Origin of the sequence: Providencia sp. Me31A (genome assembly GCF_050487165.1) — a bacterium.
In the GTDB taxonomy this organism is placed as follows: domain Bacteria; phylum Pseudomonadota; class Gammaproteobacteria; order Enterobacterales; family Enterobacteriaceae; genus Providencia.
The window spans coordinates 104,063-125,094 of sequence record NZ_JBKQGZ010000007.1; the positions used below are offsets into that span (position 1 = coordinate 104,063).

Annotated in this window: 14 protein-coding genes and 1 pseudogene; 11 read left to right on the plus strand and 4 right to left on the minus strand. The window is 36.4% G+C overall.

All coding sequences use genetic code 11. The features are described 5' to 3' along the window. Window positions 1-543 precede the first annotated feature (543 nt). Window positions 544-687, plus strand: a complete 144-nt coding sequence (locus tag ACLPIE_RS07410) for a hypothetical protein (RefSeq protein ID WP_430260882.1) — start codon at window positions 544-546, stop codon at window positions 685-687. 982 nt (window positions 688-1,669) lie between these two features. After that, window positions 1,670-2,494: a S1 family peptidase gene (locus tag ACLPIE_RS07415; protein ID WP_430260883.1), complete on the plus strand. Its 825-nt coding sequence runs from the start codon at window positions 1,670-1,672 to the stop codon at window positions 2,492-2,494. A gap of 731 nt (window positions 2,495-3,225) precedes the next feature. On the opposite strand, the pseudogene ACLPIE_RS07420 reads toward ACLPIE_RS07415, so the two are convergent. From ACLPIE_RS07420 to ACLPIE_RS07430, 3 genes and pseudogenes are all read right to left on the minus strand, one after another. After that, window positions 3,226-3,425 (minus strand): annotated as a pseudogene (locus ACLPIE_RS07420) (IS256 family transposase); the annotation flags it as partial. A gap of 98 nt (window positions 3,426-3,523) precedes the next feature. Continuing rightward, the gene (locus tag ACLPIE_RS07425; RefSeq protein WP_430260884.1) at window positions 3,524-4,390 is read right to left on the minus strand and encodes a hypothetical protein; all 867 of its coding nucleotides are present in this window, start codon (window positions 4,388-4,390) and stop codon (window positions 3,524-3,526) included. Between the two features lie 254 nt (window positions 4,391-4,644). Then, window positions 4,645-4,977, minus strand: a complete 333-nt coding sequence (locus ACLPIE_RS07430; protein ID WP_430260885.1) for a hypothetical protein — start codon at window positions 4,975-4,977, stop codon at window positions 4,645-4,647. 602 nt (window positions 4,978-5,579) lie between these two features. On the opposite strand from ACLPIE_RS07430, the gene ACLPIE_RS07435 reads away from it, so the two are divergent. Beyond that, window positions 5,580-6,620 carry a metallophosphoesterase family protein gene (locus tag ACLPIE_RS07435; protein ID WP_430260886.1) on the plus strand — a complete coding sequence of 347 codons (1,041 nt, stop codon included), beginning with the start codon at window positions 5,580-5,582 and terminating at the stop codon, window positions 6,618-6,620. A gap of 786 nt (window positions 6,621-7,406) precedes the next feature. Next, window positions 7,407-8,315 carry a glycoside hydrolase family 18 protein gene (locus tag ACLPIE_RS07440; protein WP_430260887.1) on the plus strand — a complete coding sequence of 303 codons (909 nt, stop codon included), beginning with the start codon at window positions 7,407-7,409 and terminating at the stop codon, window positions 8,313-8,315. 96 nt (window positions 8,316-8,411) lie between these two features. Here the strand turns inward: ACLPIE_RS07440 and elyC are convergent, their stop codons facing one another. Then, window positions 8,412-9,239, minus strand: coding sequence for an envelope biogenesis factor ElyC (gene elyC, locus ACLPIE_RS07445; protein ID WP_430260888.1), 828 nt, complete (start codon window positions 9,237-9,239; stop codon window positions 8,412-8,414). Between the two features lie 355 nt (window positions 9,240-9,594). Here elyC and cmoM point away from each other — a divergent pair, with 355 nt between their 5' ends. The 7 genes from cmoM to ACLPIE_RS07480 all read left to right on the plus strand — a co-directional run bounded on the left by cmoM (window position 9,595) and on the right by ACLPIE_RS07480 (window position 20,608). Further along, entirely contained in the window at window positions 9,595-10,383 is a 789-nt protein-coding gene (gene cmoM / locus ACLPIE_RS07450) for a tRNA uridine 5-oxyacetic acid(34) methyltransferase CmoM (protein ID WP_430260889.1), read from the plus strand. Continuing rightward, window positions 10,380-11,705 (plus strand): chromosome partition protein MukF, encoded by a 1,326-nt coding sequence (mukF, locus tag ACLPIE_RS07455; RefSeq protein WP_430260890.1) that lies wholly within the window; start codon window positions 10,380-10,382, stop codon window positions 11,703-11,705. The genes cmoM and mukF overlap by 4 nt, the downstream gene beginning before the upstream one ends. Next, window positions 11,686-12,411, plus strand: coding sequence for a chromosome partition protein MukE (gene mukE, locus ACLPIE_RS07460; RefSeq protein ID WP_430260891.1), 726 nt, complete (start codon window positions 11,686-11,688; stop codon window positions 12,409-12,411). Before mukF ends, mukE begins: the two co-directional genes overlap by 20 nt. Further along, window positions 12,411-16,853 carry a chromosome partition protein MukB gene (mukB, locus tag ACLPIE_RS07465; RefSeq protein ID WP_430260892.1) on the plus strand — a complete coding sequence of 1,481 codons (4,443 nt, stop codon included), beginning with the start codon at window positions 12,411-12,413 and terminating at the stop codon, window positions 16,851-16,853. Before mukE ends, mukB begins: the two co-directional genes overlap by 1 nt. Window positions 16,854-17,287: 434 nt before the next feature. Beyond that, window positions 17,288-19,051, plus strand: coding sequence for a L,D-transpeptidase (gene ldtD / locus ACLPIE_RS07470; RefSeq protein ID WP_430260893.1), 1,764 nt, complete (start codon window positions 17,288-17,290; stop codon window positions 19,049-19,051). A 342-nt stretch (window positions 19,052-19,393) separates the two neighbouring features. Then, complete coding sequence (locus ACLPIE_RS07475) at window positions 19,394-19,942, plus strand: DUF882 domain-containing protein (RefSeq protein ID WP_430260894.1); 549 nt, start codon at window positions 19,394-19,396, stop codon at window positions 19,940-19,942. 39 nt (window positions 19,943-19,981) lie between these two features. Beyond that, window positions 19,982-20,608, plus strand: a complete 627-nt coding sequence (locus ACLPIE_RS07480; protein ID WP_430260895.1) for an MBL fold metallo-hydrolase — start codon at window positions 19,982-19,984, stop codon at window positions 20,606-20,608. The last annotated feature ends 424 nt before the right edge of the window (window positions 20,609-21,032 follow it).

A 21,032-nucleotide genomic window follows, 5' to 3' on the forward strand; every position in this document is an offset into this window, starting at 1 on the left:
AACCCCATGTTTTTAGCATGGGGTTTATGGCTTTAGCTAGTTTAATTCGCGTTAGTGTCTTAAACATGAAATAGTAATCCCTCCTAAAAATCATTGAGTTCACCATTGCCATATTCTTGAAACAGAAAATGAGTTTTATCGTATTAAGCACTGAGATTGAGATTATTTTTTTAGATGTTAGGTGGAGTGCTTTTTAATGATCATTGTTATGAAAGTCTGGACTTCAACATCAATCCCTCAATGATAAAGTCAAATGCGTAATGCTACCAACTGTACCGTGCTATTGATTCAGCCGATAATACCATCGATTTTATGCTGGCTGTCTAAGTACCGTGATATCACCGCCGAAAAACGCTTCTTTAAACAGACCATTAATCAGTATTCGTGTTCTTTGACAGTCAAGTAAAGTAGCGCTAACAGCACTGCGGTAGACAATTTTAATGCTGGCTTTATGCCTTATAAGCCGGTGACGATATGCCAAAGCAAGTATCTGAATAGCCGTATCAAACAAGATCATTGCAACATTAAGTGCGAATATGGTCTATGCTGGGATTTAAAACGTTCCGTAGTGCTCAAATCCCATTATCAGCTATTGAGCTGATGCACATGTTTCGCAAAGGACAGTTTACCCTCGGCAAAAATGACACCTTGTTACCGACAGAGCAATATACTGTCCTAGTTGCGTAAAAAGCATGACCAAACGCTAATATTTGTAGGCACTGATTGCTAATGTGATAGAACCAAATTAAAAATATTATAGTTTAGTCTTATTCCATAATTTGGTACTGACATAATAAAATCTTTAGAAATTCTATTGTTTATTAACAGCTTCCTACATTGATAAATTATTTGGTAATAGTTAGATTTTCTCTCTATGTTATTATCTCCCCATAATGATTTTATAATCGTCTGTTGGCTACATTTATTCTTTAATAATAAAGAAAAAAACACATATTGCTTTTCAGTTAATTTTATTCTTGAAGAGTTTTTTTTAAAAAAAATCTCATTGTTCATTCCATCAAAAATCAAATAATCATTTTCTATTGAAAATCTTTTTTTCCTTCTCATATTTAGCCTCTATTTTCTTTAAATTTAATAAGTTAAAATCATATTTATTGTCTTTGCTGGATAATAAATTTTGTTTAAATCCTAAAAATTTCACTTCATAGGTGACATAAAATGGAGACAAAATAAAACTCAGACTCTTAATCTTAAATAAACAAACAAAGAAGCATAAAAAACCAGAAGTTCATTAGTTACTAGATTAGTGTAAAAACACAGCGAATATAAATTGTTTTTATCGATCGATATTCTTTTATTAATCATATTTATTTATTTTGTAGGTGTTATTATAGGGTTTAAGTAATTTAATTAGCTAGATGTTTAATACTTTCACTAGATTACATTATATAAAACTCAATAACAGCCTTGTATAAAAAATTTATAACAAACTGAATTTTAACCAAAATATTTAATATTATTTTAGTGTTACAATGTTGAATGTATTTTAGTTTTTTTTAGTATTTATTAGTTGAAATTAATTTCATTTGCTAAGAAACTTAACTTCTATACTTATCTTAATTATTTAAATAGGAGGTGTTTACTAATACTTTAATATGTTTAATAAAATTTCCGAGTGATTAAAATAAAGAGTTAATAGGGGGTTTTTATGAAAAATTTATATCTTATGTTTTTGTTTTCTACTATTTTTGTTTTTAGTAGTAGTTCTTTTTCAATTGGTAATACACTTAGAATTATAAATGGTAACGATGCTGATGAAAACGAATTTAATTATTTGGTTGCTTTAAACTATAGTAATAATAGTGATATGAATCAGCATCATTGTGATGGTGTTATGATCCATGATAACTGGGTTTTGACGGCCGCACATTGTGTAGATGTAGCCTATACAAACAACAAAAAAATATATCTTTATATCGGTAGACATTCTTACATTCCAGATACGTTTTTAGCTAAAAAAGATATAAGCAAGGTATTCATTAATGAAAAATGGTATTCTAAACTACCTAATGGTCAAGCAGGTAGAAATAGAAGTGGTGATATTGCATTAATTAAAATTAACGGATCTATAAGCAATTTTCCTATTGTTAAATATGATAAATCATCAAATAAACTACCCCTCAATACAGGAGATAGTGTAACTGTTATTGGTTTTGGTGTTGACGGTAACAATCATGTCCCTAAAATCTTGCAAAAAAAGAATATAAAAATATTACCTGATTCTTCATGTATTAATGTACCAGAGGGCTATCCTCCGACTAATTTTGACCCCAAATTTAGTATATGTGCGGGAGATGAGAGTGGAGGCATTAGTGGTGGCGATTCAGGGGGGCCTATGCTTTCCAAGAATAAAGAGGGTGAAGATGTCGTAATTGGTATTACATCTGGTTCATTTTGGCCACCCGCTCAATCGTTTACACGCGTATCTGAATATAGCGATTGGATTGATTCAATCATAACTTCCAATAAATAAAATTAAATTTTGAGGTATTAATATGAGTAATACAAAGTTTAGTCCATATCTAGATGTCAGTGTTGATGCTATTTAATGGCCTGATTCACGACTAAATCCAAAATATAGTAGCGCAGTAATAAAATATAAAATGGATATACTATATCTTGCTTTTATTTAAATTGATAAAATCATATAAATAATAGAGACATTTTATGTTGGCGAAAGAAAATTATTGCGTGAAAAATGGAGAGGAACTGATAGTTCCGACATCTAACTTAAATCAAAAAATAATAATTCCATTATTAATAGTATCAACAACAGATGTTCATGCAGTGAGTTATGAGTTCTATATCGACGATAAAATAATCGCTTCTACATAATAGGAAAAAGAAACTAACATTTTGCAGTACTTGATTTTATGAGCATATGTACTTAGTAATTTATTTTTATTAAACCCCACCAAGTTTTTAATTTTAATTGGTGGGGTTATTTAACTAGTTAATGTTTATATAAATTAACCTCAAAAAACTCCTCAAGGAATGTTCAAAATTAAAAGCGTTTCCTCAGTTAAATATCTAAGAGAATATTCCAAATCTATTGAGATGGACTAGTATGTAGTTGACCTTGGGTGTTGGTTAGCGTTATTTTTTTGAAGGGGTTATTCATTTGAAAATTAATGAATAAAATTCATTTTTGGATAATGCTGAATTTAAATTTTGAATGTCGGTTTCATCTAAATCGGTGAGTCATGTTTTAGATGGATAGCCATTGCGGGTATTAGAGCCTGTTTTGCACTATTTTTTGCACATTCCAAATGCTCAGTCAACTCAGCGTTTAATGTCGTTTCAACGGTTAATTTGGTTAACATACGAGTGAACAAATTGAGGTCAGCTTCAGTTTTAATGCCTTTTGCAGATTCTGCTGCAAGGTCTTTTAGTTTTTTTCTTATCCATAATATGCCTGCTTTGTTGTTGGATTTAACATGTCAAAGCAGGCAAATACACAATTTAAATTACAGTCACCAGAACCACTAAAATCTATCCTAGGTCAATAAGTTAAAGAACTTACAAAACCTCGTTTTATATTTACACCATCAGCACTTAAAACATTCCCATTTGGCATTGTTACATCCATTTGCTTTGTCTGAGAATTAAAACCACTACTGGTTCCTTTACATTCGTTACTATTATATTCATAGGGATTAGTTATACTGCCTATATCCCCGCCAAAATCGGTTGTTGTTACCGGTCCATATAAAACATTTATTTTTGCTAGTAATGAGCAATTTGGTACTACAAACTGAGGATAGCCAGGTTTGTAATATGCGTAATACTCTGCGAATCCTTCTCCTGAAGGCAATAAATTTCCTATATTATCAGGTAATGACCAACTACCTATGTGGGTAATCTGATTTGTCGTCGTATCTAAGGCTTCACCATTCCAAGTGTTAGAACCTGTTTTAAACACTGTTATTTCATAAGTGTGTCCATAAATTGCTGGAAATACTACGCCACAACTAGCGCCATCTCCACCATCTGCACCTAAGCTACAATTAGGGTCATTCGTTTTAGTTCCTTTAATAAAAGAGGAAAATACAGCTCTTAGGTAGTTTTTCCCATTTTTATTTGGTCTTGGTTGTAGCCCTAAATAGCCTAAGCTATTAACATTATTTGAGTTATAAAAGTGAAATTGTTGTGCAAAATAAACACCATCGTAATGAAGAGTTTCCTCATTAATATTAAAACGGAATGTTAAGTTTGTTAAAGTAGCTTGGTTAGATGATTTATTTAAACTCCAAGATACAGATACATTACCAGCATCAACATAATCTGCTGCCTGTACAATAAAACTAAGAAATAGGATTAATATACCAATAAATAAATTATTAGATGTCTTAATTAAGAAGGTTAACATATATACACTCCACTATTTATATGAAAGGTTTCATTAGAATGTTTAAATAGAACAATACCATTAGTTAACTAACTAAAAATTAATTTAACTAGAACTATTTGGCTTTTTTGGTATAAAAATCAAGTATCCAATATGTTGACTCGAGTTTTTTGAAAGCTAAATAGTAATATTTTATAAAAATATTACTGATGCTAAACTCTATGTTCTAGATATTAGATACTTGGATGTTAAATCGATAAAACTATTTTTTATATTTAAATTGGCTTAACAATAATATCCCAGTATCTTGTACCTGAAGCATGATAATAATAACCATCTTTAAGTACTTCTGGTTTATTATCCTTTTGTATAGATACTAGCGTTGACATAGATGAATTATTATCGATTCGAATGATCCCTCCTCTAATAGGGTTTAGTTCACTGCCATTGAACAGCGTAATTTCTGGTGAAAAATGAGTGTCCGTTAAATCAATATGAATAAAAGTATGACCATCATCATACACTGCTTTAAGTTGCTTACCTGTAATTACTTGGCCATTTTCAAATTCAAACTCGAAAAAACCTTCTAATGTATTATTAGTCAACATAAAGAAATACCTTTGTTTGTGATATGAAATCAAAATCATTAGATGAGTTTAAATAGTAAGCCACGACTATGTGGAGTACAAATAAAAAAAGTTAAATTTTTCTCTTAAAATAGAAAAATACAATTTATCGTAAGGCTATCCATAATCATAGTGAGCCCGACATAGTAACAATCGATAAAGTATAGGTTAGCTTTATTCTCACTCAATTCTGGCCTTCCATAAGGGTAATGAAAAGGTTCTTAGGGGTTTTATGTGAAGTAAAGAAGACTCAACCATTTGTCGTTTATAAATCATTGGTCTGTTATTGATAAATTTGAAAGTTATATTCAGCTTTACAATTATGTTAGATATCATGCATGAATTAGCTATTTAATACCTCATCAAAAAAACTGAATACCTTATACCTGCTGTAATATTTATTGGTAATTACACTGAAGCATTTTTGTTTTTTTTATTAGTGAAAATTTGTTTTTATAAAATATCATATTAATACGAAATAAAAAATGTTATCAGAAATAATCAGTTTTTTTTAGTTGTCATGGTAATAACAAATACAATATCATCAGTATACTTTAAAATTTGATAGCAAGGATTATTTATATATGAAAATCGGATTAATCAGCGATATACACAATGATAGTAATAAGACTCACAATATTCTATTAAAAAGTATTGTGAATATTTTCAAAAACGGAGCTATTGGATTAGTTATGAGTGGTGATATTGCAAATAGTCATGGTCGTCGTCAAGCATCATTTCAAGCATTTCAAAATACAGTGCCAACTGAATACCACAAAAATCTAATATTAATGCTTGGTAATCACGATGTACGAACAGGGGCTAGCCACGATGGTTCTTTAGATCCAGATTTAGTCAATTTATATCAAGATTATTTAAAAAGTTTTGGTGTTAGTACAACCAGTAATACTATGTGTGTAGCATCATCTATCAATAACTATCATTTTCTATGTTTGAATACTGATTTAGGGCTTAAGGATATGATGGAGTTAAAGCAAGAATCTATCGATTGGCTAAAAATAGAACTTGCAAAAAAAGCTGAGCCAGAGAAACCTATTTTTATTGTTACTCATCAACCTTTAAATAGCTCTCATTGGAGAGCTGGCTTATTCGGTGGCTTTGGCAAACAAGATGCTGAGATTAAACAAATATTCGCAGACTACCCTCAAATAGTGTTACTAAATGGGCATATCCATAACGGATTAGGTGTAATTGAATTTATTCAACGTCCTTTTGGAAGTTTAGTTGAAATCCCAAGCCTTACACGAAGTGAAAATGGAGTAAAAAAATCAGGAACCGGATGGATGCTGAATATCGAAAAAAATAGGTTGATCTTTGAAGCATGGAATTTCTATGAAAATCATCGTTTGAAAGAATATGACAAAACGTTAGAAATCCCCTTATTTCCCGTTCTTGCAAATAAATTAAAAAATTGCAATGACGATGAAGGAAAGCAGCTTGCTAAAGAAGCTAATCATTTTATGAGCTTAATGTATAAGAATGATACACCACTAGGTGACCTTACCATACAAGCTCCATCTTTTTATGGCATAAAAAGAAATTATGATAATGATACCTGGCTAAAAATAATCAACTTACGAGAAAAAATAATTAAATATAATTAAATTAATTTCGTCTGGTTAAGTATCAAGCTACACCAAATCTGGCAAACAATATCTTTACTATTTCTTCAAATATTGTGTCGCTAAGACATTTTTATGAACGTGGTAGGTGTATAGAGGTGCAATATCAAAGAAATAAAATTATAGATGGAATACCTTTTATATATCATCAATTAATAGAGCTTTATAAAGGTTTTATATTTTAGGAGGATTTTTTCTACTATTTTAATTTTAGCAGTAATTCATTTTTCGTTAGCTATATAACTAAGAACATAAATAGTTAATGGTTTTCTAAATTACTAAATGGATAATCTATTAAAAATACAATTGACTATATTTCACTGGTTAAAACCATGCACCTTATAAATAGTATTCCTATTGTTAAATAGGATAAATTATCAAGTTAATTATCTATTAATATAGAAAATAGTATAACTATTATTGATTTTGGTGTTAGCAATAATAATCATGTCTCTGAATTGTTACAAAAAAAGAACATAAAAATGTTACCTGATTCATCAAGTATTAATGTACCAAGGGCTATCCCCTAACTAATTTTTAACCCGATTTTAGTATATGTGCAGGCGAAGAGAATGGAAGCGTTAGTGGTAGCAATTCAGGGGAGTCGATGCTCTCCAAGGATTCAGAAGGTGAAGATGTCGTAATTGGTATTATATTAATATCACTATGATACTCCCACTCAATCGTTTACTCGTATATCTAAATATAACGATTGAATTTATTCAATCATAGATCCTTATAAGTAAATTTAAATTTTGAGGTATTAATATGAGTAATACAAAGTTTGGCCCATATCTAGATGTCAGTGTTGATGCTCTTTGGTGGCCTGATTCTAGGCCAAATCCAAAATATAGTAGTGCGGCAATAAAATATAAAATGGATATGTTATATCTTGGCTTTTTAACAGCAGATATTAATAATAAAGCGGCTTGGTCTGCTCAATCAGCAACACCTATTAATTGGGCAAAACCATTATGTGACGAATTAATTGCTGGAGGAGTTGATTTCGCAGTTTCATTCGGAGGAGCTGCAAATAATGATATATCTTATGTTCAAACAAAAGAAGAGTTAATTAAATCCTATCAGGAAGTAATTAATTCTTTAGGGGCAAATTGCCTAGACTTCGACCTTGAAAATGGACGGTATAATGAGGATAAAATATTTGCTGCACTGCAAGTAATTAAAAGCAACAATCCTCAAATAAAACTCAGTATAACATTACCAACAACAACATCAGGATTATCGTCTACAGGATTGCTTCTAATTAAAAAATCTTTTGATGCTGGATTAACAATGAAAGTAAATGGAATGGCAATGGATTATTATCAAGGGCAAAATATTAATATGGGGGAAGCTGTCATAAGTACAATTAATGGTATGAAAAAACAGTTATCAACTATTTTTACAGGTTTAACGGATGAAGAGTTGTTTAGTCTAATTCAAGTAACGCCAATGATTGGTTTAAATGATGATAGAAGCTTATTTAAATTTCAAGATGTCAAGCTTGTATCTGATTTTTCGAAAAAAAATGGTGTTGATTTAGTTTCAATGTGGAGTCTAACAAGGGACAAACCTGGGGGAAGTAATCAAGTAGCGCAACCGACTAACTCAGGTAATCCAGAACAAACTAAAGAGTTCGAATACTCAGAATTATTTACTAAGTACCTAAAAAGTTAAGCACTAATATATATTAGTTCAAAGTCCTCAATAAAAAGCGAGGACTTTGTCAGCAGTCTGAGGTGTAATCTCAATGGATTACACCTTTTTTCATTTTTACTCTGCAACAATACTTTCGGGTGTAGCGAGTGGTTCTTCAATAGCCTGTGTGTTATTAGGCTTCAAATGCCACCAAATCGTACCAAGAAACTCATACCATGCCCGTTCACTATGACTAAAATAATATGCCGAAGGGATATATTTTTCCCATGGATTGATATTGCTTGTAATGACTAACTGATTAGCGGGAGCTGGGTAAGGCTTCATTCCTCTGTCTGTAAACATGGTGATTGCTCGGGGCAAGTGGTTGGCGGATGTAACTAGTAAAAACGGTGACTTACCGATAATTTTTTCGACCTCGTAGGCTTCTTCTTGGGTGTCTTTCGGCTCAGTCAATGGGATCGTGTCTTGTGCAGGCACACCTAAAGATTGTGCGACTTTAGCCGCAACCTCAGCACTACTGATTGTGCTGCTAGCTTTACCTCCAGTAAAAATCAGCTTACTTCCTGGATGTAGTAAGTATAGACGTACCCCTTCTGTTACCCTAGGTAAGCTATTATTTAGCAAGTTAGAGCTTGGGCTCCAATCTGGGTTATAAGTAAAGCCGCCACCTAATACAACAATATACTGGACGTCTTGCGGAGGCGCTTCAGTGATCAGTTCATACCGTTTATTAAATTTGCCTTCTATAGGAGAAAGTAAGCTATCTGAGATTGGTTGTAACCCAAGCAAAGCGATTAGCAGCAAACTTAGGCTAGTGAGTACTTTCCCTGAGCGTTGCCAACGAGTAAACCAGAGTAAAATTAGTCCGATAAACCCAATAATGAGTAACAATGGCAGTGGCATTAAAAGTGAGCCAATATATTTTTTTAAAATAAATAACATAACTAGGCCTATTCTTAAGAGAGATCGAAAGATGTCCATGACAATATCGAGATTGAAAAAAGCACGATATTGTTGTTAATTGTCGGTAAAATAACAAAATTGATCTTTAAAGATGCTAAAATTAAATTCATTACGCAAAATAAAGTACTATGCAAAAATATAACTATTATCTGTTATAATTCATATTTCAGCTATCGCCTACACTTTGTGCGATACGCGCAGCATCAAGTAGCCGTTGACTGATTTGACTGACATTTATCAAGATCTAAATCAAAGCGGGCTAATTTGGGCCGTGACGAGACTGATTTACCCATAAACACGCAGTAATGATGAATGATAGGCAACCGGATAGCACATGGCAGACCGCAACTTTGATGATATTGTCGATAAATTTGCAAAAAATATCTACGGAACGACAAAAGGAAAAATACGCGAAGCGGTGGTTTGGCAAGATTTAATACAATTATTAGACAATCAGTTTCACGGGCAAACCCTTAGAATACTGGACGCTGGTGGCGGAGAAGGACATTTTTCACGCAAACTAGCCGCTATGGGCCATCAAGTGATACTTTGCGATTTATCCGAGGAAATGTTGGAACGTGCAAGTGAACTCGCTAAAGAACAGGGAATTAGCGATAACATGCGTTTTGTTCATTGTGCAGTACAGGATATCGCAGAACACATTGATGAACCCATTGATTTTGTTTTATTTCATGCGGTACTTGAATGGATTAATGATCAAAAATATGCAATTGAACAGTTGGCAGATATAATCAGACCAAAAGGCGTATTTTCTGTCATGTTCTATAATGCAAATGGTTTGGTGATGCGTAATGCAATCTTGGGAAATTTTCACCTTGCAACGCCACACATCCAACGCCGCCGTAAACGTTCATTATCACCACAAAAACCACTTTTACCTCAACAAGTTGATGAATGGTTAGGTGAGTGTAACATGGAAATATTAGGCAAAAGTGGTGTCCGAGTCTTCCATGATTATCTGCAAAGCAGACAGTTACAACAAAAAGATTTTCCTGCGTTGTTGGCATTAGAACAACAATATTGTCGTGAGGAACCCTACATTAGCATGGGGCGCTATATTCATGTCATGGCACGCAAAAAAATACAAAAGGACGATTTATGAGTGACTTTTCCCAGACCGTCCCTGAACTTGTGTCTTGGGCTCGAAAAAATGATTTTGCGATTTCACTTCCTGCGGAACGCTTAGCATTTTTGTTGGCGGTTGCGGTGCTTAACAGTGAAAGAGTCAATGGCGAAATGAGTGAAGGGGAGCTGGTTGATGCCTTTCGTGAGGTTTGCAAAGGGTTTGAGCAGACAACAGAGTCTCTAGCCGTGAGAGCAAATAATGCCATTAATGACATGGTTCGCCAGAAGATATTTAACCGCTTTGCTAGTGACCTTGTTGAAGGTAATGCAATTTACCGTCTAACGCCGTTAGGAATGGGGATCAGTGATTACTATATTCGCCAACGAGAGTTTTCAACGTTAAGACTTTCAATGCAACTTTCGATTGTTGCAGGGGAATTACAGCGAGCAGCAGAAGCTGCTGAAGAGGGCGGTGATGAGTTTTATTGGCATCGCTATGTATTTGCTCCACTAAAATATTCAGTTGCTGAAATCTTTGATAGTATTGATTTATCTCAGCGTATTATGGATGAGCAGCAGAACTCGGTAAAAGAAGACATCGCTGCATTGTTAAATCAAGACTGGCAAGCAGCTATCGCGAACTGTGAGCAGTTACTTTCTGAGACATCCGGCACATTACGTGAGCTGCAAGATACGTTGGAAGCGGCGGGTGATAAACTTCAAGCCAATTTATTGCGCATTCAAGAAGCCAATATGAATGCTCCCATTTTTTCTGATTTGGTTGATAGGCTGATTTTTGACCTGCAAAATAAATTAGACCGTATTATTAGTTGGGGGCAGCAGTCTATTGATTTATGGATTGGTTACGATCGTCACGTTCATAAATTTATCCGTACGGCGATTGATATGGATAAAAATAGAATATTTTCTCAGCGGTTACGCCAATCTGTGCAACATTATCTCGACAGCCCTTGGGCGCTGACCTATACCAATGCAGATAGGTTATTTGATATGCGAGACGAAGAGCTGACTCTACATGATGAGGAGGTTACGGGTGAATTACCTCCAGAGCTGGAATTTGAAGAATTTAGCGAATTAAATGACAAACTTGCGGAACTGATGGAAGTTGAGCTGGCTGTTTATAAAGTGGAGCAGCGCCCATTAGATGTTGGCCGTGTATTGCAGAGTTATTTACAGCAATATCCACAAAAACGCCATTTTGATGTTGCGCGTATTATTATCGATCAGGCTGTAAAATTAGGCATTGCAGAGGCTGATTTGGCGGGATTACCGGCAGAATGGCAAGCTATTAATGATCACGGAGCCAAGGTACAGGCACATGTCATCGACAAATATTGAACAATTTATGCCAGTTAAGCTGGCTCAAGCATTAGCTAACCCTATTTTTCCAGAGCTAGACAGCCAATTGCGTTCGGGTCGCCATATTAGTATTGATGACCTTGATAACCACGCATTTTTGATGGATTTTCAGGAAGTATTAGAGCAATTTTACGCGCGTTATAATGTGGAGTTAATCCGTGCGCCAGAAGGTTTTTTCTATTTACGCCCTCGTTCGACCACGTTGATCCCACGCTCAGTACTTTCTGAGTTGGACATGATGGTTGGAAAAATACTGTGCTATCTCTACCTCAGCCCTGAACGCTTAAGTAATCAAGGTATTTTTACCTCTCAAGAGCTATTTGAAGAATTATTATCATTAGCAGATGAAAGTAAGTTGCTGAAATTTGTTAATCAGCGTTCTACAGGCTCGGATCTTGATAAACAAAAATTACAAGAAAAACTCAGAACATCATTAAACCGTTTACGCCGTTTAGGTATGGTGCATTTTCTGCAAAACGATCCGAGTAAATTTATTATCAACGAATCTGTATTTCGTTTTGGTGCTGATGTGCGCAGTGGTGATAATCCTCAGGATGCCCAATTACGCATGATCCGCGATGGAGAAGCGATATCCCTAGAAGGGGAATTATCACTAAAAGACAGTGATGATGAAGATGTCGAAGAGAACCAAGAGCCGGCAGGAAGTGATGAGGATGAAGAATAATGATTGAACGCGGAAAATTTCGCTCATTGACGCTGGTGAATTGGAACGGTTTTTTTGCCCGAACTTTTGACCTTGATGAATTAGTAACCACTTTATCTGGTGGTAATGGTGCGGGTAAATCAACGACAATGGCGGCGTTTATTACCGCAATGATCCCTGACTTGACATTGCTTCATTTTCGTAACACGACAGAAGCTGGAGCAACGTCGGGTTCTCGGGATAAAGGCTTGCATGGTAAATTACGTCCAGGCGTCTGTTATGCCATTTTAGATGTTTTAAACTCTAAACATCAGCGTGTCATGGTTGGGGTTCGCTTACAGCAAGTCGCAGGTCGTGATAAAAAAGTCGATATTAAGCCATTTATGGTGCAAGGCCTTCCGTTGGCGATGGTGCCCACAGAAATATTAACGGAAATTATTGATGGCCGGCAGGCAAAAGTTATCCCGCTGAATGAGCTGAAAGAGCGTCTTGAACAACAAGAAGGCATTTTATTTAAGCAATTTAATTCAATCACGGATTACCACTCTACGTTATTTGAATTAGGAGTGTTGCCGAAACGTTTACGTTCTGCAAGTGACAGAAGTAAATATTATCGGCTGATTGAAGCATCACTTTATGGTGGTATTTCGAGTGCGATTACCCGTTCATTACGTGATTACTTACTGCCAGAAAATAGCGGTGTCAGAAAAGCATTCCAAGATATGGAAGCGGCTCTTCGTGAAAACCGTTTAACCCTTGAAGCTATCCGCGTGACGCAGTCAGACCGGGATCTATTCAAACATTTGATTAGTCAAGCAACAGATTATGTTTCTGCGGATTACATGCGTCATTCGAATGAAAGACGTATTCATTTAGACGCGGCATTAGCTGCACGTAATGAATTACAAGCTAGCCGTAAACAACTGCGTGTTGAACAAGTGCGTAGCGTAGAAATGGCGCGTGAGTTGAATGAACAAAATGGCGCATCTACAGAATTAGAAGCGGATTACCAAGCGGCTAGCGACCATTTAAATTTAGTGCAAGCCGCGTTGCGTCAACAAGAAAAAATCGACCGCTATCAAGCTGATATTGAAGAATTGACATACCGCTTAGAAGAACAAAGCGAAGTTGTAGCTGAGGCGACGGAAACACAAGAAGAATACGAAGCTCGCGCAGAAGCGGCTGAAGTTGAAGTTGATGAGCTAAAAAACCAACTAGCGGATTATCAGCAAGCACTTGATGTACAACAAACCCGTGCGATTCAGTATCAGCAAGCGTTGCATGCATTAACGCGTGCGCGTGATTTGTGTCAATTACCTGAATTATCAATTGATAATGCAGATGAATGGTTAGATATTTTTGAAGCACGTGAGCAGAAAGCAACAGAAGCATTACTGGCTCTTGAGCAAAAAATGAGTGTTGCCGATGCGGCACATAGCCAATTTGAACAAGCCTATCAATTAGTGAAAAATATGATAGGTGAAGTCAGTCGCAGTGATGCTTATCAACAAGCTCGGGGACTATTACGCGATTGGTCTTCGCAACAGCATTTAGCTGAACGAGTGCAGCCATTGCGTATGCAACTTTCTGAATTACAACAACGACTCAATAGTCAACAGAATGCAGAGCGTATGTTGGCAGAGTTTTGTAAACGTCACGGTCAGAGCTATGAGCCGGATGAACTCGATGCGTTAATGGCTGAATTAGAAGCGCAACAAGAAGAGTTGAGCGTTGGGGTAAGCGAAAGCGGTGAACGTCGCATGCAAATGCGCCAAGAATTAGAGCAAATTCGCCAACGCATAGGGCAGTTATCTTCTAAAGCGCCTGCATGGATAGTAGCGCAAGAAGCCCTGACCCAACTGAATGAGCAATCTGGTGAATCATTTGATTCAAGTACCGCTGTTACTGAATTTATGCAGCAATTACTTGAACAAGAAAGGGAAATTACCGTTGAGCGCGATGAAGTCGCAACACAGCGTCGTGATCTTGAAAAGCAAATTGAACGTTTGAGTCAACCAAGTGGGGCGGAAGATAGTCGCATGCTCGCATTGGCAGAACGTTTCAATGGTGTATTACTCTCTGAAATCTATGATGATATTACGATTGAAGATGCTGCTTATTTCTCTGCATTATATGGCCCTGCACGTCACGGGATAGTGGTGCAAGACTTATCCGCAGTTCGTAGCCAACTGGAAAGTTTACAAGATTGCCCTGATGATGTTTATTTTATCGAAGGGGACCCTTCTTCCTTTGATGATAGCGTCTTTGATGCACAAGAATTTGAAAATGCGGTATTAATTCGCTCTTCTGAGCGCCAATGGCGTTATTCGCGCTACCCTGAGCTACCATTATTTGGCCGCGCCGCACGTGAAAGTCATTTGGAATCGTTATCTGCTGAGCGTGATGTTCTAGCAGAACGTTATGCGACATTATCATTCGATGTGCAAAAAATTCAGCGTTCCCATCAAGCATTCAGCCGATTTATTGGGCAACATATTTCCGTTGCCTTTGAGGATGATCCTGAAGCCGAAATCCGTACATTGAACCAAAAACGTACGGAAATCGAACGGAATCTAGCGCAGTTTGAGGATCAGACATCGCAGCAGCGTCAGCAGTTTTCTCAAGGTAAAGAAAGTTTAGCAGCTCTGAATCGTTTATTGCCACAGATGGGATTATTACTCGATGAAACGTTGGCTGATCGAGTTGAAGAAATCAGTGAAGAGCTAACAGAAGCTGAAGAAGCCGCTTATTTCTTGAATAAACATGGCAGTGCATTAGCGAAATTAGAGCCAATTGTGACTGTGCTACTGAGTGATCCTGAGCAACACGACCAGTTGCGTAAAGATTATGAGTTGGCAAAACATACTCAACAAAATGCCAAACAACAAGCCTTTGCTCTTGTTGAAGTGGTTCAACGCCGTGCCCACTTTAGTTACAGTGATTCAACGGGGATGGTGAATGAAAATGCTGATCTGAATGAAAAACTACGTCAGCGTTTGGAACAAGCTGAAACAGAACGTACCCGTGCTCGCGATCAATTACGTCAGCACCAATCACAAAGTGCGCAGTACCATCAGGTTTTAGCATCATTACGCAGCTCTTTCGAAACTAAACAAGAAATGTTGAAAGAGCTAGAAGTTGAAATGCAGGAAATTGGTGTTAAAGCAGATCCTGATGCTCAAGAACGTGCGCGTATTCGCCGTGATGAACTTCATCAGCGCGTAATGGAAAATCGTAGCCGCATTAATCAGTTAGAAAAACAGCTTACGTTGTGCGAAGCTGAAATGGATAATTTACAAAAGCGTCTACGTAAATTAGAGAAAGACTATTATATTCTGCGTGAGCAAGTTGTTTCTGCGAAGGCGGGCTGGTGTGCCGTGATGCGTTTGGTTAAAGATAACGGTGTTGAACGACGTTTACATCGTCGTGAACTGGCTTATACCGATGGGGATAGCCTACGCTCTATGTCGGATAAGGCATTGGGTGCATTACGTTTAGCTGTCGCAGATAATGAACATTTACGTGATGTGCTCCGATTGTCGGAAGATCCAAAACATCCGGAACGTAAAATTCAATTCTTTATTGCGGTATATCAGCATCTGCGTGAGCGTATTCGTCAGGATATTATTCGTACTGATGACCCAATCGATGCGATTGAGCAAATGGAAATCGAGCTTGCACGGTTAACGGAAGAGTTAACGGCACGTGAGCAAAAACTGGCTATCAGTTCGAAAAGTGTGGCCAATATTATTCGCAAAACGATCCAACGTGAGCAAAATCGCATTCGTATGTTAAATCAAGGGCTGCAAGCTGTTGCGTTTGGTCAAGTGAAAGGGGTTCGCCTCAATGTGAATATTCGAGAAAGCCATGCATTGTTACTTAGCGTATTGTCTGAAGAAAGTGAAATGCATCAGGACTTGTTCACTAGTCAACGTCTGACGTTCTCAGAAGCGATGGCAAAATTGTACCAACGCCTCAATCCTCAAGTGGATGTTGGGCAGCGTTTGCCACAAACGATTGGTGAAGAGTTACTTGATTACCGTAACTATTTAGAGTTAGAAGTTGAGGTTAACCGCGGTTCTGATGGTTGGTTGAAAGCGGAAAGTGGTGCACTATCAACAGGTGAAGCGATTGGTACTGGGATGTCAATCTTAGTGATGGTTGTACAAAGCTGGGAAGAAGAGTCTCGCCGATTGCGTGCAAAAGACATCATACCTTGCCGCTTACTGTTCTTAGATGAGGCTGCTCGATTAGATGCTAAGTCAATTGCAACCTTGTTTGAACTGTGCGATAGGCTGGAAATGCAGCTAATTATTGCGGCACCTGAGAATATCAGTCCTGAGAAGGGGACAACCTATAAACTCGTTCGTAAAGTTATTGGCAGCCATGAGCATGTTCATGTGGTTGGCCTAAAAGGTTTTGGTCAAGATAACTCAAGTGTTCAAGAACCCACATTGCAGTAATAAATAGCGTGAATATATCCAAAGCCGATAGTTAGAAATAACTATCGGCTTTTTATATTTGATTAATAAACCAATAAAGAATCAAAATATTATTAGTTAATTAATTTGAATGGGATTTAGCTTTTAAAAATACATTATTTTGATGTTAAATCCATTATTTTTTTAGGGTTATTGTGTGGTTAAATAAAATGAGATAGAGACTTTTCATTAAATTAAAAGTCATCTATGTTTAACACGTTAATAAGCATTTAAATGTTAATGATGAAAATAATTCTATTTCTCATGTGTGTTGTCCTATTTATCTTTCAATGAGATAACAAGCAAAAAAGATAAAATTAGTCTATTCCTATAACATTGTGGCTGAAACTAAATACAATAAAACTGCAAATATAATAAAAACTATTGTTATCCATGTAGTAACTTAAGGTGGATGTATGGCAAAGAGAAGAGTGAGAGCTCTGCAAGTCTCAGTAATGTGTGGGTTGATGGTATTACACATCCCTGCATTTTCCAATGATGAAAATACGCAGCAACGTGTCGCGCAAGTACAAGCTATCACGACAATGTCGCCAACAGAGAGTTTAGCGAAAATAACCGGTTCACTCCCAGCAGATGTGAAACCTATTTTTGCTTCGCAATTAGCCAAGCTATATGCGGAGCGACAAATGCAGTTATTGTGGCAAGATGAAACTGCAATCAGCCAATTTCAACAGCAATTGGCTGAATTAGCATTAGCAGGGGTTCAACCTCAATTTGCACAGTGGTTAGAAATCCTTGAAAGTAACCAATTAAATGAGCTAGCTCGTGACGTTATTTTGTCTGATGCGATGTTAGGTTATTTACAGTATCTTTCTTCTGTTGAATCAAGTGGGCAATATTGGTTATATACGAATCGCCCATACAAAATTATTGCGCCAACCGCAGCTCAAATGAAACCTTGGTTAGAGGCAGTTGCCGATAATAACTCAAGCAATTGGGTGAAATCGCAGGTACCTAATCATCCGATGTATTTGCCAATGCGCAAAGAAATGTTGAAGTTACTGGCAATGCCCGAAGATAACTTAGAAATCGTGGGGACTAAAACACTAAAGCCGGGGCAATCGAGTGACGATGTAATTGTGTTGCGCCAAATCCTGCAACGCGAAGGGCTATTGGGCGGTGAAACAGTGACAGAAGAGGTTGAAGCCCCTGAAACTATGGCCCAAGTTGCTGAGCAGGCGGTTGAACAATCGGGCGAATCTGTCATAGAACCCGCAAAAACTATAGAGAGCTCAGAAAATACAGCGTCAAAAGTGTATAACCAAGAACTGGTTGATGCAGTGAAAAAGTTCCAACTGCAATATGGTTTAGATGCAGACGGTGTTATTGGTAAAGGCACTCGTGTTTGGTTAAATATGCAACCCAAACAAAAGGCGGGGTTAATGGCACTGAATATTCAACGCTTACGTATTATCCCAGCCAGTGGCGGTACAGGGATTTTAGTCAATATTCCTGCTTATACACTAGACTTCTATTTAAATGATGAAGTGATATTAGATTCTAAAGTGATTGTGGGGCGTGCTGATCGTAAAACGCCAATCATGAGCAGTGCGCTTAATAATGTGGTGATTAACCCACCTTGGAGCGTGCCAACTAGCATGGCACGTAAGGATATTGCGCCAAAAGGTAAACAAGATCCAAGCTATTTTAGCCGCAAAGGGTATACGGTTTATTCAGGTTGGGGGGCAGATTCATATGAAATTGACCCATATTCTATTGATTGGGAAAATATTACTCCTGCAAATTTCCCATACCGTATTCGTCAGGCACCGGGCCCAACGAATTCATTAGGGCGTTATAAGTTTAATATGCCAAGTTCCGATGCGATTTATTTACATGACACGCCAAACCATAGTTTGTTTAATCGCAATGCACGTGCAATAAGCTCAGGCTGTGTCCGCGTGAATAAAGCAAGTGAACTCGCGACGATTTTATTAGGTGATGCAGGCTGGGAACAAAAACGTATTGATGGGGCGCTTAAGGAAGGTTCGACTCGTTATGTGAACATACCTGACCGTATCCCTGTTTTTCTTTATTATCAAACAGCTTGGGTTGATAAAGACCAGAAACCTCAATACCGCGCTGATATCTATCAATATGATAATGTGATTAATAATGCAGATAAATATTTGCCAATGTTGAAAACGATTTTACATTAATTGATTTTATCATTTAAAAATAAGAGGGAATTTTCTCTCTTATTTTTTCGATAGGTTTTTTTCCTAATCTATTTTGTTGTTTGCTCATTGTTAATCGTAGATAGCCATTCATTTAATCACCAGCTATGTATTAAGGAAGTCGATCTACTAGAAAAATTTACATATTTCGAGCTATTCGAGTGATAAAGCCCTCTTTTTGACGAAAATTGCAATTAAATTTCCTTAAAGTATGCGTATCTTTACATAATTATACATTAAAGCGAAACGTATTTTGCTAAACTCAATAGGTTACCAAAATCTTGCTAGTTAATTTTGAAATTATTAGAGTCTGAGCTATCACCTATGGATATTATTGATCAATCCCGCAGAAAGTGGTTGGGAATTGGTGCTGCGACAGTTGGCCTTAGTTTTTTACCAAGCCATGTATTCGCAGCAATGACGACACCACGCCCTCGTATTTTACGTTTTCAAAACATTAATACGGGTGAGTTTTTAAAAACTGAGTTCTTCGATGGCCGTCGTTATAATAAATCTGAACTTGCACGCTTAAATCATTTTTTCCGTGATTATCGCTGTGACAAAGTAAAAACTATCGACCCAAAACTGTTCGATCAAATCTATTTATTGCAAATGATGATGGACACAAACAAAACTGTCCAACTGATTTCTGGTTATCGTTCTTTAGAAACTAATAATAAATTGCGCAGTAAAAGCTCTGGCGTGGCGAAAAAAAGCTACCACACGCGGGGGCAGGCGATGGATTTTCATATTGAAGGCTCGCAACTGAGTAATATCCGTAAAGCAGCATTGAAAATGAAAGCGGGGGGGGTAGGTTATTATCCTAGAAGCAATTTTATACATATCGATACAGGACCGGCAAGAACGTGGTAATCTGTGCATAGGTGACACAGATTATGGAGTGATTGTTCGATGAAATATACTATTATCCCAGTAACACCATTTATGCAAAACTGTCAGGTTATTTGGGATGAAAACACATTAGAAGCCGTTGTGGTTGATCCCGGTGGAGAGGCAGAGAAATTAATTTCTGCCATCGAAAGTCGTGGTTTGAAATTAACTAAAATTTTGCTTACTCATGGTCATTCAGATCATATTGGTGCATCCGCCATTCTTTCTAAACATTTCTCCGTACCTATTTATGGTCCGCAAAAAGAAGATGCTTTTTGGATTGAAAATCTCTCTGAACAAAATGCGATGTTTTATATTGGTGAATGCCCTGACTTTACGCCAGATCGCTGGCTAGAAGAAGGGGATAAGATCATGTGTGGTAGCATTACATTCGATGTCCTACATTGTCCCGGTCATACACCAGGTCATATCATTTTTGTGAATCATAATGATAAATTGATATCAATGGGCGATGTGCTATTTAAAGGGGGCGTTGGACGTAGTGATTTTCCTCGAGGTAACCATCAAGATTTAATTGCATCAATTAAAAACAAAGTGCTTCCCTTAGGTGATAATTACCAATTTATACCTGGTCATGGGCCTATGTCGGATTTGGGCTTCGAACGTAAAACTAATCCTTTCTTATGAGATAGAGAGGAATACCATTTTGTTATTCTTTAAATTAATTCTAATATAGATTAACAGCTCTTCAGTTATAAAACGCGCGATGAACTTAATCGGGCGTTTTATAGTTTAATGATAATTGTGAGCATTTTTTATTATATAAATGTATTGATTCTAAAATTAATTTTATTGCCTCATTAACTTACTTTACGCTATCAGTAAATATTTTATTTTTAATATCCTATTGATATATATTGGGAGGTTTTTTTATTGCGGTCATAATTTTATTTTAGTCTGAAAGGTTTTTTTTGTTTAATCCTTTTAGTTATATTTTTTATGCTAACAGTGATTTAATCATCAAATGTAATGAATGAAACTCTGTACTAAATATATATTATTAAGTTTTATTGATTTGTATTTATTGTTATTTTTATTATGTATCAACTAA

Coding starts and splice junctions, on each gene's coding strand:
- ACLPIE_RS07410 (WP_430260882.1), top strand. CDS start 544: ATGCTGGGATTTAAAACGTTCCGTAGTGCTCAAATCCCATTATCAGCT.
- ACLPIE_RS07415 (WP_430260883.1), top strand. CDS start 1,670: ATGAAAAATTTATATCTTATGTTTTTGTTTTCTACTATTTTTGTTTTT.
- ACLPIE_RS07425 (WP_430260884.1), bottom strand. CDS start 4,390: ATGTTAACCTTCTTAATTAAGACATCTAATAATTTATTTATTGGTATA.
- ACLPIE_RS07430 (WP_430260885.1), bottom strand. CDS start 4,977: ATGTTGACTAATAATACATTAGAAGGTTTTTTCGAGTTTGAATTTGAA.
- ACLPIE_RS07435 (WP_430260886.1), top strand. CDS start 5,580: ATGAAAATCGGATTAATCAGCGATATACACAATGATAGTAATAAGACT.
- ACLPIE_RS07440 (WP_430260887.1), top strand. CDS start 7,407: ATGAGTAATACAAAGTTTGGCCCATATCTAGATGTCAGTGTTGATGCT.
- elyC (WP_430260888.1), bottom strand. CDS start 9,239: ATGTTATTTATTTTAAAAAAATATATTGGCTCACTTTTAATGCCACTG.
- cmoM (WP_430260889.1), top strand. CDS start 9,595: ATGGCAGACCGCAACTTTGATGATATTGTCGATAAATTTGCAAAAAAT.
- mukF (WP_430260890.1), top strand. CDS start 10,380: ATGAGTGACTTTTCCCAGACCGTCCCTGAACTTGTGTCTTGGGCTCGA.
- mukE (WP_430260891.1), top strand. CDS start 11,686: ATGTCATCGACAAATATTGAACAATTTATGCCAGTTAAGCTGGCTCAA.
- mukB (WP_430260892.1), top strand. CDS start 12,411: ATGATTGAACGCGGAAAATTTCGCTCATTGACGCTGGTGAATTGGAAC.
- ldtD (WP_430260893.1), top strand. CDS start 17,288: ATGGCAAAGAGAAGAGTGAGAGCTCTGCAAGTCTCAGTAATGTGTGGG.
- ACLPIE_RS07475 (WP_430260894.1), top strand. CDS start 19,394: ATGGATATTATTGATCAATCCCGCAGAAAGTGGTTGGGAATTGGTGCT.
- ACLPIE_RS07480 (WP_430260895.1), top strand. CDS start 19,982: ATGAAATATACTATTATCCCAGTAACACCATTTATGCAAAACTGTCAG.